General features: G+C 57.6%; 9 protein-coding genes. 3 read left to right on the plus strand and 6 right to left on the minus strand.

Annotation, left to right across the window (positions count from 1 at the left end; all coding sequences use genetic code 11):
• Positions 1–24: 24 nt before the first annotated feature.
• The 5 genes from ACAW74_RS00510 to rpe all read right to left on the minus strand — a co-directional run bounded on the left by ACAW74_RS00510 (position 25) and on the right by rpe (position 7229).
• On the minus strand, positions 25–1221 hold the full coding sequence (locus ACAW74_RS00510; protein WP_370696228.1) for an acyltransferase family protein: 1197 nt from the start codon (positions 1219–1221) through the stop codon (positions 25–27).
• Between the two features lie 3 nt (positions 1222–1224).
• On the minus strand, positions 1225–2946 hold the full coding sequence (locus ACAW74_RS00515) for a hypothetical protein (RefSeq protein ID WP_370696229.1): 1722 nt from the start codon (positions 2944–2946) through the stop codon (positions 1225–1227).
• Between the two features lie 98 nt (positions 2947–3044).
• On the minus strand, positions 3045–5087 hold the full coding sequence (locus ACAW74_RS00520) for an OmpA family protein (RefSeq protein WP_370696230.1): 2043 nt from the start codon (positions 5085–5087) through the stop codon (positions 3045–3047).
• Between the two features lie 15 nt (positions 5088–5102).
• Positions 5103–6527 carry an alpha-amylase family glycosyl hydrolase gene (locus ACAW74_RS00525; RefSeq protein ID WP_370696231.1) on the minus strand — a complete coding sequence of 475 codons (1425 nt, stop codon included), beginning with the start codon at positions 6525–6527 and terminating at the stop codon, positions 5103–5105.
• Positions 6528–6554: 27 nt separating this feature from the next.
• Positions 6555–7229 (minus strand): ribulose-phosphate 3-epimerase, encoded by a 675-nt coding sequence (rpe, locus tag ACAW74_RS00530; protein WP_370696232.1) that lies wholly within the window; start codon positions 7227–7229, stop codon positions 6555–6557.
• 195 nt (positions 7230–7424) lie between these two features.
• Between rpe and ligA the strand changes: the two genes are divergently transcribed.
• The 3 genes from ligA to dapA all read left to right on the plus strand — a co-directional run bounded on the left by ligA (position 7425) and on the right by dapA (position 12386).
• Positions 7425–9557, plus strand: coding sequence for an NAD-dependent DNA ligase LigA (gene ligA, locus ACAW74_RS00535; protein ID WP_370696233.1), 2133 nt, complete (start codon positions 7425–7427; stop codon positions 9555–9557).
• Positions 9558–9676: 119 nt separating this feature from the next.
• The gene (locus ACAW74_RS00540; protein ID WP_370696234.1) at positions 9677–11404 is read left to right on the plus strand and encodes a glycosyltransferase family 39 protein; all 1728 of its coding nucleotides are present in this window, start codon (positions 9677–9679) and stop codon (positions 11402–11404) included.
• An 85-nt stretch (positions 11405–11489) separates the two neighbouring features.
• Positions 11490–12386, plus strand: coding sequence for a 4-hydroxy-tetrahydrodipicolinate synthase (gene dapA, locus ACAW74_RS00545; protein WP_370696235.1), 897 nt, complete (start codon positions 11490–11492; stop codon positions 12384–12386).
• Positions 12387–12452: 66 nt separating this feature from the next.
• Here the strand turns inward: dapA and ACAW74_RS00550 are convergent, their stop codons facing one another.
• Positions 12453–13214: a hypothetical protein gene (locus tag ACAW74_RS00550; RefSeq protein ID WP_370696236.1), complete on the minus strand. Its 762-nt coding sequence runs from the start codon at positions 13212–13214 to the stop codon at positions 12453–12455.
• Positions 13215–13371: the final 157 nt, after the last annotated feature.

Here is a 13371-nt window from a genome sequence, read left to right on the forward strand (position 1 = left end):
TAAAGGTGACGCACGCTTGGTCGATTAATAGGCAAATCGGTCCTTCAGCCGGTTTACGGGTTTTTCGATCAGGTACCAGGAAACAGTCGCCAGCAGGATAGTAATGGTTGCAAAGTAAGCAAACTGAAAGGCGTAGGTCGCATCGAGAAACGGAAACCAACTCACCAGCTTCCGCCATAAACGCGGAACAAAATGCGTCGATGGAGTGTGGTATACGTTGTAAACGAAGTTGTGAAACAGGTAGATACCGTAGCTGATCTGCCCCAGATACTGACTCACCGGGTGCAGCAGCAACCATTTCATGGGGCCGCCAAACCCAACGATAGCCCGTCCGATCAGGAAAAACCCGACGAGCGATCCCGCCAGCCGTTCCCAGACGTGGCTGAAGATGTTGTGCGGGTCGGTGGCTCCGGTGGCGGCCGTCAGCCAGCGCTGCCCCGCGATGCAGCCCGCAAACAGGGCGATACCTACCCAGACTCCCAACGATGAGCTGAAGAGTTTATCGAAGCGATCGCGTTGATAAAGCCACAGATAAGCCAGCAACAAGCCCAGCCCGAAGGCATCGAGGCAAGTGGGCATCGATACGTACCCAATAAACCAGGGTTTTCCCAGCACCATCAGCGCGTACCGCAGCGCTACACTGCCCACCAGCATCAGCAGGGCTGTAAACGGCACCCATCGTTTAGGCAGCAGGAACAGCAACAGCGGCATGAACAGGTAGACCTGCTCTTCGACCGCCAGCGACCAGAGGTGGTCGACGGTGCCCATCCAGGTGGCCTTGGTGGCGATGTAAATATTGCTCGCGTAAAGGGCCAGCCAGCCAAACGTTTCGCGCACGGGCTTTTCGTTCAGTACGAACAGGACGATCAGCGTAATGTAATAGATGGGAAAGATTCGGATGGTCCGGCGGGCATAGAAGGTCTTAAAATAGCCGCCAGCGCCAGACCGGGCCGAGGCGTCGGGTTGATGCGCCGTAAGTTTGTCTTTCCCGGCCAGCAGGATGCGCGAAATCAGGAAGCCACTAAGCACAAAAAAGATGGTAACCCCCAGCGAGCCCAGGGGCAGAAACACACGCTCGGCCATCCAGTGATCAAACAGCACCAGCGCTACCGCCAGAAAGCGAACCCCATCTAACTGGATCAGGTGGTTCAACGATTGCGCTTTGGCCTGCGGGGCCTTTGTTGAATGGCCTGAGTCAGAGAAGGGCGTAGTGATTGACATGAATTACCAGTTTTTGACGGGTTCTTTGAGCGTATAGGGGAGCACGGTGAGCGTTTTCTGCGTAGGCCGCAGTTGGGTGCTGCCATCGGCGGCAACCACGAGCGCGTTGATCGAGTACGTATCAGCGTCGAGCTCCGTCAGGGGAATCGGCACGATAAACGGCTCGCGCACATTGTAGATGGGCAGCAGGCCGAGCGGCACCCGCCAGTTGCGCCGCCGCAGGGGCATGGTGTTGATCAGGTACGTCCGTTTGGGCGAATGCATCTGAATCCAGACGCCCTGATCGGGGTGCAACAACGACGGAACCCCCGCCGATTCGAGCCCCGCCGCACTTACCTGAATGAGGTAATTGTCGGGATTACGGAAGACCGAGTCGATGGGGAAAAGCGGCCCGTTGGCCGGGCCGTAAATCGTAGACAGGGCCGAATCGTAGAACGCCGGGGCGTTATCGATGAGGCGGCTCGTAACCGAGTCCATGTTAGACACCGGGCCCGGCGAGCGGTACGTCCAGTTAAACTGACTGGTCACGAAAAAGCGCCGAAGCACGAAGGCATCGTGCCGATTCATCACAAAAGCTGACCACCAGAAAGCGCCCGCCACGACTAAGCCACCCAAAGCAGCCTGCCAGGTACTCTTTTTGTAAAAAGCTGACAGCCAGTAGCAGTACGTTAAAGCTAACAGTGTTAAGGAATAGATGCGGTACCGGCTCGTGATGATCGCCGATTCGCCCCAGCCTACCCGGTTCCAGACAACGACGGCAGCCGTACCAAACGCAAACGCTACGGCCCCCGCCGCGAAGGTATCGCGGGCCGACCAGCCCGACGGCTTGCGGAAATCGGGGAGGACTTTAACGAAAACGTAGAGCCAGAAGCCGACCAGCAACGTACCCAGACCAGCCGACAGCCAGTAAGTATTGTAGAACGGCAGGGCGTCGGCGGCGGCCCCCAGAAAGGCCAGCAATCCTGAGCCAATCTTCAGCCAGTCGTCGTGTTTTGACGGGGCTACGCTTGGCTGTACATAATCGAAAAAATAGAGAAACAGCACGAGCGCCCCGGCTCCCAGCCAGATGAACATGTGCTGCCGACGGTGTTGCATAAACAACATGACCGCTCCTACGGGCCAGAGCAGGATGCCGTTGCCGCTGATGAGCGTCGCCACCGCCGCCAGGCCGATAGCCAGCCAGGGCGATTGCCGGTGGCTCAGTGTGTAGAACGCCCACATTGACCAGATGACGATAGCAAAATTTTGCACCGCCGACATCGCCCAGAACAGGTTTTCCCAGTTGGCGAGGTTGATGATAAACAGCACAACGGGTGGCAGAAACAGGTACCAGCGCTGCGTGTAACGGGCCAGATAAACGCCGAAGAGTGCCACCAGCGCCAGTAGGCTCAGGTCGCCGTAGGCCATCAGGCGGGTGTAGCTCAGTTTACCAAACAGGCTGTAGTCGAGCCAGGCAATTACCCGGTCGTAGGCGATGCGGTGTTCGTTGTGTTGTTTGACAATGTGGCGGATGGCCTCGGGCAGGGAAGTGGCTTTTTCCATCCCCAACAGCAGTGCTTTCAGCGTGTGGTCGTCCCACTTGGGTACGTTGATCGACCAGAGCGACCATACCCAGATGAGGGCCGCAATGGGTAGCAGGCTAAAAACAAAGGCATATAGTTTTGCTGGCAGCTGACTCGGAACCGATGGCGGCGGGGTAGGCGTGACAACAGGAGAACTAGTCATAAGCAACTGGATGACAGGAGCCGTCGTACGCCCGGCAGGCAGTTAAACGAACTCGACCAAAGTAAGAGGTTGACAAAAGTAAGCCGAAACGGGCAGCTTCACAGTTTGAGAATGGTGAATTCTACGCGCCGGTTTAGTTTCCGTTTCTCTTCGGTCTCGTTGCTGGCAATGGGTTTGCTGGGGCCCCAGGCCTTGGTCTGGATGCGTGCCTCGGCGATACCTTTGTCGATCAGGTACTGCTTTACCCGCTTTACCCGGTCTTCCGAAAGCTTCATGTTCGGCTCCCAGTCGCCCTGGTTATCGGTATGGCCTTCTACCAGAATTTCCATGGCCGGGTATTGCTGGAGCAGGCCCATGAGGGCATCCAATTCCGTCTCGGAACCGGCCAGCAGTTCCGATTGGCTCTGGGCAAACAGGATACCCCGCAGGATGGTCTTGGACCCCACCTGAATGGGCAACACGTAAAGATTGCGTTTGATGTCACGGAATCGTTTGTCGCGGCTTAGGTCGATCAGTTCGCTGATGGGGAAATAACCGTCTTTCCGGGCGGTCAGTTTGTAGGCTTTCTGGATGGGAAGAAACAGCTTGTATTCGCCCGTTTCGGGATCATAGTCGACCTTAGTGAGGCTGGTGCTGTCGAGCAGTTCTGAGACGACCTCCGTAGCGACCGGCTTTTTGCTGATCATATCGAGCACCTGCCCGGTGATCATAGCCACGGGTTCGGGCCGAAGGCCGGGAACCAGCTTCAGCCGGAACAGGTCGTGTTCGCCCAGCGAGTTGGCCCGGGAACTCAGGTAAGCGTACTCGCCCGACGCAGGTACGTTGAAGTAGCCGTCCCATTCGGGCGAATTGATCCCCAGCCCCAGGTTTTCGGGCTCACTCCAGTTGGTCCAGGTGTCGTCGAGGCGGCGCGTCACGAAGATGTCGCCGTTGCCGTAGCCGGGATGTCCCTGCGAGGTGAAATATAGCGTCCGGTTGTCGATGGCCAGAAAGGGCGCGGCTTCTTCGTCGGCGGTGTTCAGTACCGGACCCAGCGACTTGGGTTCGCTCCAGGTCACGTCGGCCTGCCGGAATGAGACGTAGAGGTCGCGTTTGCCGATCGCGTCTTTCCGTTCCAGTGCCAGCAGCATCGTTTGCCCGTCGGGCGAGACGGTCAACTCCAGAAAGGTGTTTCGGGTCGGGTCGCGGATGGCGTAGTTGGCGATCTGGCATTCCCGCGGGAAGGTCCAGCCGCTTTTGGTCAGCGTCGATTTGGAGATGCCAAACTCCAGGCTACCGTCGGGCCGGTATACGTTCAGCAGGTAGAGCGTGCGGCCGTCGGGCGATATCCCATTGATGGCGTTGTTGTTATCCGTATTGATAGGCTTGCCGATGTTCTGCGCCTCGCTCCAAGTGCGGTCGGGGTTGAGGGTCGAAAACCAGACATCCTGCTTATCGGGTCGCCCCACATTGCCTTTGTGGTTAGTCCGGGTGAAGTAAATGGTCTTGCCATCGGGCGAAATCACCGGGGCTACCTCGTCAGACGGCGAATTGATGCCCGGCCCCAGGTTTTCGCGTGCCTGCACTTTGGGGGCGTTGGCCCCCAGCCGGATACCGATCGTGACAGGCTGCGGGTTGTCGCTGACGCCAATGGCATCGATCTGATTGATGCCTTTCACCCGGCTGGGCTTCATGACCACCTTGATCTCCCGGCCTGTGAGTACACCTTCGGGGACCTGAATGCGAAGCAGCGGGTTGACCGGCGTATTGGCCAGCCGGGCATTGGCCTCCTCTTCCGAAAAAATGACCCGTTCCTTGCCCTGCTCGTCGAACACGATGACCTGCGTGATGGCACCGGGGTTGGCCGATTCGGCCACGATAACCTGCCGGATGGGCTTAGCCTGATCGACGGATACCTTTATCCATTCGTCCTGGGTACTCTCGGGCCCGATGGGTGACCAGGCGCAGGGGCTTTCGACTACCTGCGGCAGCACGTTGGGTTTGCCCAGTGCCTGCGACGCCCGATATTGCTGATCGCCAAACCGGCTAACCCGCTCGGTGGAGTACCCCGTTACCTGTGTTGCCCACTGAACGGTCTGGGCATAGCCGGTGGCTGCGCTCAACGCCAGAAACAAAACGATATAGGACCACTTCACGACCATAAACGACCAACTACGTTAATTCGTCAAAACCCGGTATTCCCAGGGTTTCAGGGTCAAGTTCATATTTGTTTTCAACTCGAAGGGCTGCTGGTTGAAAATTTCGATATACCGGCCATCGTAGCCTTCGCCCCCCAACCGGATCGTCTGGGGCTGGCTGCTCAGGTTGATCATGACCACAACCCGGTCCATATCGCGCTGCCGGAAAAAGGCGTACACCTGCTGGTCGCGCCCCGTTGGAATCTTCACCAGGTCGCCGCCGGCTTCGCCGTTCCAGAGTGCCCGGTTGCGGTGTTTGAGCGTCAGCAGCGATTTGTAGAACGTGGCGTCGGGGTAATTGCCCCAGATAATCGGGTCTTTCTCAAAAAACTGCAGGCGCCTGTTCAGGCCCGATTCGGCTCCGTTGTACACCAAGGGCATGCCGTTGAACGTGCTGGTCAGCACCACAAACGCTTTGGCACCCGCTCCGAACGATTCGGTGAGCGTGCCATTCCAGGTATTTTCGTCGTGATTCTGCGTAAACTGCATCTGATAGGCCCAGGCCGGATACACTTTTCTGCGCTGGGCCAGCAATGAGTCGATCGCCAGTGCCTGCTGTTTGCCTTTGGCGATGTCTTTCAGCAGGGCGTGCATGGCCCAAGCGTAGTTCATGTTGAAGCCCTTCCGAAACAAGTTGGTGTCGGCCTCCGCTTCGGCCAGCATAAAAACGGGCTTGATCTTGTCGAGCGTTGGGCGCAGTTCCTGCCAGAACGTGCCGGGCACCAGACCCGCCACGTCCATGCGGTAGCCGTCGATGTCGGCTTCCCGCACCCAGAAGGCGATGGCGTCGGTCATGGCCTTGCGCATCGCGGGGTTGTCGTAATTAAGATCAACCACATCGTCCCAGCCGGTGGGTTTGCCTTTTTCATCGAGTGGCGAGGTCATCTTCCCTTTGACTTGCGTGTACCAGTCGGGATGGGCCTTCACCCAGGGATGATCCCAGGCCGTATGGTTGGGTACGTAGTCGAGGATGACGCGCAGGCCCAGGTCATGTGCCCGTTTCACCAGCCGTTTCAGGTCGTCGAGGGTGCCGTACTTCGGATTTACGTCGGTATAGCTCGCCACGGAATAGGGGCTGCCGAGCGAGCCTTTTCGCTTCTCTTCGCCGATTGGATAAATCGGCATGAGCCAGACAATATCAACGCCCAGTTCTTTCAGGCGGGGTAATTGGGCTTCTACGCCCGCCAGGTCACCCTTTTCCGAAAACTGCCGCACGTTGACCTCGTAAATTGTCGCGTTTTTGGCCCATTCGGGGGCGGTGTGCGTAGTCGGCGAGGGGGCGCTGACTGTCAGGCTATCCGACTGAGTAGTTGGCGTTGTGGTAGTCTCGGTGCGGTCGGGCTGGCGGCAGCTAAACCCGAGGCCGGTTAGCAGACATGCCAGCGTTATTGTCAACTGCTTCATAAGTTACGGTTCAAATGGGCTGGCCGGTCAGGCAATGGGTTTGGCGGGTGTCAGGTGCTTGAGGGTGCGCACGGCGTCGAGGGGATCTTCGGCCCCGAATACCGACGTACCTGCCACGAAATAATGGGCACCGGCTTCCAGTACAGGCCCCATGGTGCGGGCGTCAATGCCCCCATCAACCCCAATCAACGCCGTACTGCGGGCCATGGCCAGCAGACGTTGCATCTTTTGTACTTTCGGTATCGACAGCGGCAGCAGTTTTTGCCCGCCAAAACCGGGATTAATCGTCATAATCAGGACCTGATCGAAGGCGTCTGTCAGGTCGGCAAGGGTGTCTACCGGGGTTTGCATGTTGAGCGCCACGCCGGCCCGGCACCCCGCTTCCCGAATCTGCGTGAGTGTGCGGTGCAGGTGCGTGCAGGCTTCGTAGTGCACCGTAATGGCTGCCGCCCCGGCTTTGGCAAAGGCGTCGATGTAGCGTTCGGGCTGCACAATCATGAGGTGGACGTCCAGGGGTTTGGTCGCGTGCCGCCGGATGGCCTCCATCACCGGAAAGCCGAATGAGATGTTGGGCACGAACACGCCGTCCATCACGTCGATATGAAACCAGTCGGCTTCGCTCCGGTTGATCAGCTCAACGTCGCGTTGCAGATTGGCAAAGTCGGCAGCCAGAATTGACGGTGCCACAATAGGAAAATTCATACAAAGGGGTGTCAGGCCAGTAGGGACATACAAAACCCGTAGCCAGCCAGTAAAACTAAGTTTTTTTGCCCGAATGCCGAAACCCTACCATCTTCGTGCTGGGCTTAGGGCCGGGAGCAACGGGCCTGAGGCAGCCTCGTTACTCCGTCCGGTACGCTTATCACCTGGCCCCAAGTCCTTTGCCTCCTGCTTTTTATGTCTGCACAAACGCGTATCCAGGAACTCACCGATCGGCTCAATTATTATAACGACCAATATTACCAGCATAGCCGCTCGGTTGTCGATGATTTTACCTTCGACAAACTGCTCGAAGAACTCCAGCAACTCGAAGCTCAGCACCCCGACCTGCGCCAGCCCGACTCGCCCACGCTCCGGGTGGGCGGCGCCATCAGCAAAGAGTTTCCGACGGTTTATCACCGCTTCCCCATGCTGTCGCTGGGCAACACCTATTCCGAAGCCGACCTGATCGAGTTCGACAACCGGGTGCGGAAAGGGCTGAACGGGGAAGCCTACGAATACATCTGCGAACAGAAATTCGACGGTGTGGCCCTTAGCATGACCTACGAAAACGGGCTGCTGGTGCAGGGCGCTACCCGTGGCGACGGCGTTCGCGGCGACGACATTACGAACAACATCCGCACGATCCGCACGCTACCGCTGAAGGTAGCCGGGGCGAGTTTCGCCGCTGGGGTTGCGGATGAGTCGACGCCCCCCGCAACTCCGGCCATCCCGGCCCTATTTGAAGTACGCGGCGAAGGGTTTTTGCCGCTGGCTGAATTTGAGCGGATCAATCGGGAGCGGGAGGACATCGGCGAGCCATTGCTGGCCAACCCGCGCAATGCGGCCTCAGGTACGTTCAAACAGCAGGATTCGGGTAGCGTCGCCAAACGCCGGCTCGACTGCTACCTCTATTCGTTTTTGTCGGACGAAGACGTTTTCAAGACCCACGAAGAAAGCCTCGTGGGCATGGCTCAATGGGGCTTTAATGTGTCGCCGACCTGGCGCAAGTGTGCCACGCTGGACGAGGTGCTGGCTTACATTCAGGAGTGGGATACAAAACGCTTCACGCTGCCTCTGAACACCGACGGCATCGTGATCAAGGTCAATCGCTATGATCAGCAGCGCGAGCTGGGCTTCACGGCCAAAAGCCCGCGCTGGGCCATTGCCTATAAATACAAGGCCGCCGGTGCCAGCACTACGCTGAACAGCGTAAGCTTTCAGGTTGGCCGCACCGGGGCCGTAACGCCCGTCGCCCATCTGTCGCCGGTATTGCTGGCGGGCACGGTCGTCAAACGGGCATCGCTGCACAACGCCAACGAGATTGCCCGGCTGGGGGTCATGCTGGGCGATACCGTATTTGTGGAGAAAGGGGGGGAGATTATTCCCAAAGTGACGGGCGTCGACCTGAGCAAACGAACCGAGGCCGTGCAGCCGATTACGTACCCAACCCACTGCCCCGCCTGCGGCACGCCCCTGGTGCGGAAAGAAGGCGAACGGGGTGCCGTCCAGGCACATTTTTATTGTACCAACGATAAGCATTGCCCGCCGCAGCGGCAGGCGCGGTTCGAGCATTTCATTCAGCGCCGGGCCATGAATATCGAAAGCCTGGGCGAGGGGAAAATTGAACTGCTGATCGACAAAGGGCTGGTTGAGACCCCCGCCGACCTTTATGACCTGACCAACGAAAAACTGCTGGGCCTGGAAAAGACATATCCAGCGGCACCGGTAGTCCATGAGGATGGCTCCGAAACACCGGGTAAGGCCCGCACGGTAAAGTTTGGCCAGAAAACCGTCGATAATATCCTGACGGCGATTGAGCGGTCGAAAAGCCAGTCGTTTGCCAATGTGCTGTTTGCGCTGGGAATCCGGTACGTGGGCAATACCACCGCCGACCGCCTTGTAGCGTATTTCGGTTCGCTGGATGCGCTGATGGCTGCCCCGCTTGATATCCTCGCGGGTGTCCCTGACGTGGGGCCGCGCATTGCCGAGAGTGCCTACGCGTGGTTTCAGGATGCCGAAAACCGCCAGTATATCGATCGGCTGCGGGCCGCGGGGCTCCAGTTCATGTCCGAAAAGAACGTCGTGGCGCAGGAGAGCGATGCCCTCGCGGGCAAGACCTTCCTGTACACCGGCACCTTTGCCAACTTCAGCCGCGAAAGCCTGGAAGAACGCATTGCAGCCAATGGCGGCAAACTGCTGAGTGGCGTGTCTAAAAAACTCAATTACCTCATCGTGGGTGAGAACGCCGGACCGTCGAAAGTGCAGAAAGCTCAACAATTGAACGTACCCATGCTCAGCGAAGACGAATTCGTCGCCATGCTGGGATGAAAATGAGTTCAGGGTTTAATGTTCAAGGTTCAATGCGGGCTGGTGCGTTTTTACGTACGTCGCCCCGCTTTGAACCTTGGACATTGAATCTTGGACATTGAACCTCCAACCTCCATTCCATGCGCCTTCACTACCTGTTCCTTTCTCTGCTTTGTGTGGTTGCGTTTGTCATCCGCATCGTCAACCTGGATGCGCACGGCATCGGCGGCGACGAGAAGAACTCCTTCTTCGTCAGTCAGTTTGTGCCGATGGGCGGGGCCAACCAGCACGACGTTTTCTTCAACAAAGCCAAGCCGTACTTTACCCCGGCCGAATTCTGGAAAGAGAAAGGCATCGCCGATTTTTACGACGCCGGCGCCCGGATTGATAATGGCAGCTCGGCGGCGCATGCCCTGCTGTTGCATTACTGGACCAACTGGTTCGGCCTGGGCGATGGCACGTTGCGGGCCCTGTCGGTGCTGTTCAGTATCCTGCTGATTCCGCTTATTTTCGTATTTGTGCGGTCGGTGTTCAACTCGCCTAATCTGGCGCTGGGCGTGGCGGCGCTGGCTACCATCGAGCCGCTCTACGTAGGCTGGTCGCAGGTGGTACGTACCTACACCATGACCTTCTTCTTCTGCCTGCTGGCAACGTACCTGTTTTTTCAAATTCTGAAAGCCGAGGACGCCCGTAAACGACCGGTGGGCCTGTACGTTGCCTATGGGTTATGCGCCTTTCTGTGCCTCATGTGCCATTATTCGGTCTTCACCCTGTTTGCACTCCACGGCCTGATCGTGCTGTTATTTGTGCGTAACCTACGTACCTGGATCGGGCTGGGGCTGGCGATGGTTATTCCTGTGCTGGGAATGCTGTGGTGGCTGAAAGCCGGGGGCGGGCAATACGCCTTCCGCTTCATCGAAGACAGCAAAAACGTCTACAATGAAATGGCCGCCAAGAATCCGCAGGTTGGTTACCTGGCCCCCACCACGCCGTTTAATGCAATCATTCAACTGGTGCCCATCGCGATCAATCATTTTCTGCCCACCAACGGCTTTTTCGACGTGCTGGAAGGCAAACGAAACTGGCTGATCCTGTTGGCGGCTACGATTGGCATCCTGGGTATCTACCGGTTTGTGCGGCCCGAACGCATTAAGCAGGGTGCCATCCTGGGTGTACTGGTTATTGCCTTTCTGCTGTATTCCAAAACGCGGCTGCAATTCACCTGCTTTACGGCGGGGCTGCTGCTGCTGGCTGTCCTGATTGATGACACCCTCCGCCAACGGGGTGAGCAGCGCCGGACTTACTGGGCGATGTGGTTGCTGGGCATGGTGCCGCTGATTTTCCTGCTGGTATATGCCGTGCAGGATCACAACACCTTCCGCATTCAGCATAAGTACGTGGGCTACAGCATGGCGTTCGCGCTGGTGCTGGTAGCGTTGGCCCTGCGCGCCCTCTGGACGTACCCAGCCTGGGTGAAGTACCCGATGGCCTTACTATTGCTTTGCCAACTGGGGTTTGTGGCGAAAACCATTCGAAATGTGTGGGAAGACCGATCGCCGCGTTACCTGCTATATGCCAACCCGCGCATAGCCAACCCTTACCGGTCCATTGCGCAGACGATCGAGCAGCAATACGCGTCGGGTGATACCATCGTGTATCCGTCGTATAAAGGCGACGATGCTGATTATACCGTCAGTCCGTCGTTTTACCCCATCATCGATGCGCAACTGGTTAATTTTTACCTGCCCAAAACGGCGACCTACTGGCAGCGGGTCGATCAGCACGAGCCCAATAAGGTCCTGCTGAAAAAAGCCGATGGCCGCCAGCAAGTGCTGTTCGATTTCAAAGGCACGACGTATCGGTATTAGGGAAGTCGTTATTGGCGCGGCCCGCCCAATGACTTTCCATCCCCAATGACTACCTTTGTGACCGTCAATTGACCTTTCTCTGCTCATGTACACGCAGTTCCACGGTGTGGGTGTCGCCATTGTCACCCCCTTCAACGCCGACCATTCTATCGATTTCGAGGGATTTGGTCGGGTCATCAATCACGTTTCGGAGGGAGGCGTGCGCTACTTTGTGCTGCAAGGCACCACGGGTGAGTCACCGACGGTGTCGAAGGCAGAGAAAAAGCAATTGCTAACGTACCTGAAAGAGAACAACCCGCGTAACCTGCCCATCGTATACGGTGTGGGTGGCAACGTAACGGCCGATGTGGTGGCGGGTATGAAAGACATTGACTTCGAGGGTGTTGACGCCATCCTGTCGGTTTGTCCCTATTACAACAAACCGGGCCGCCGTGGGGTGATTGAGCATTTCACCCGCGTGGCCGATGCTTCGCCGGTGCCGGTCATTCTGTACAATATTCCCCCGCGGACGGGCATCAACATGGCGCCCGAAACGGTAGTTGAACTGGCGCAGCATCCCAACATCATTGGCGTGAAAGAAGCGTCCTGCATCATCGAGCAATGCATGGAAATTGCGCGCGATGCGCCCGAAGATTTCCTGCTCATTTCGGGCGACGACGTGCAGGGCGTTCCCATCATCAGCATCGGTGGGGTAGGGGTTATGTCGGTGATTGCCAACGCCTTCCCGGCTCGCTTCTCCGGTATGATCGAGGCCGCTTTGCAGGGCGATTTCCAGACTGCCCGCCGCGAACTGAATCATTTCCTGCGCATCGACCCGCTGCTTTATGAAGAAGGCAACCCCGTCGGGATCAAAGGCATCCTCGATACGCTCGGCCTCATTGGCTCGGAGGTGCGTCTGCCACTCATGAAAGCCTCCGACGATCTGCGCGAGCGTCAGCGGGCCGTGTTGCAGCAAGACAGCCTGATCGAACTGGTGGCGTAAGCAACAGCCATTGATATGAACAAAAAAGGCATCCGCTAGCGGATGCCTTTTTTGTTGGCCCGTCGGTCAGGAAGGGTTGGCCAACTCATGGAGGGTTTTTACCTCCGGCTCAATCCCATCGGCCCGAAGGCGCGCGATGCTCTGCTGCAAGAACCGGCGTTTCATAAGCTCTTCGGGCTGCTGTTGGCTGGTTTGCCCGGCCAATTGGCTGTCGAGCATCTGGATGAGCTGCTGTTGCTGGTGCCACTCCGCCTCGGCGGCGGTGGTGGTGCGCTGCAATAGGGCGGTGTAGTCACGGACTGGTATATGCCCTTTCAGGTTCACCAGGGCTTTGGTCATGAGCGGAAAGTCGAGCGATTGCCCCGCCAGCAGTTGGTCGGTGTAATAGGCAATCGCCGACCAGTTCCGGGTATTAATCAGGCCGTAGTCGATCAGTAGCGAACGGGCATGGCGTTGTTGAAACAGCGGGAGGATGTAGCTGTTGGGGTGAGTGGCAACAAAACGGCGGTAGACCCGATCGGCGTCGGCCAGCGGCAGGGTGGGTTGCGCCTCGTTGAGCGGAACAAGCAAAGGTGACTCGGCGGCAAGCTGTTCTTTCAGCCGGTGGATGAGTTGTTGACGGGCTTCAAAATCGCTCAGGCTGCGTATCGACGTACCTGGCGGCACATACATGGTCACGTTGAGGGCGGGCCGGCTGGTGCGCGCGGGAGCTTCGTCCAGTGCCAGTGCGTCGGGCGTCAGGCTGACGGGCTCTTGTTGCGCCTGTTTGGTGTGGCAGCCACCGATGGCTAGCCCAATTGCGGTGCTCAGATAGAGTAGTTTATGCATGAATGGCGGTGGTTAAGTGTCGTTTATTGGGAATATGGTGATAACGTAAGGGGTTTTGTACGAAACCCGACGGCAGCTTACGGAACGGTCGAACGGATAGACAAATTTCTTGGTTAGTTAGACAATTGTCTATATTTGCCACGTCTAAACAAACGCA

Source organism: Fibrella musci (genome assembly GCF_041321105.1).
GTDB lineage: Bacteria > Bacteroidota > Bacteroidia > Cytophagales > Spirosomataceae > Fibrella > Fibrella musci.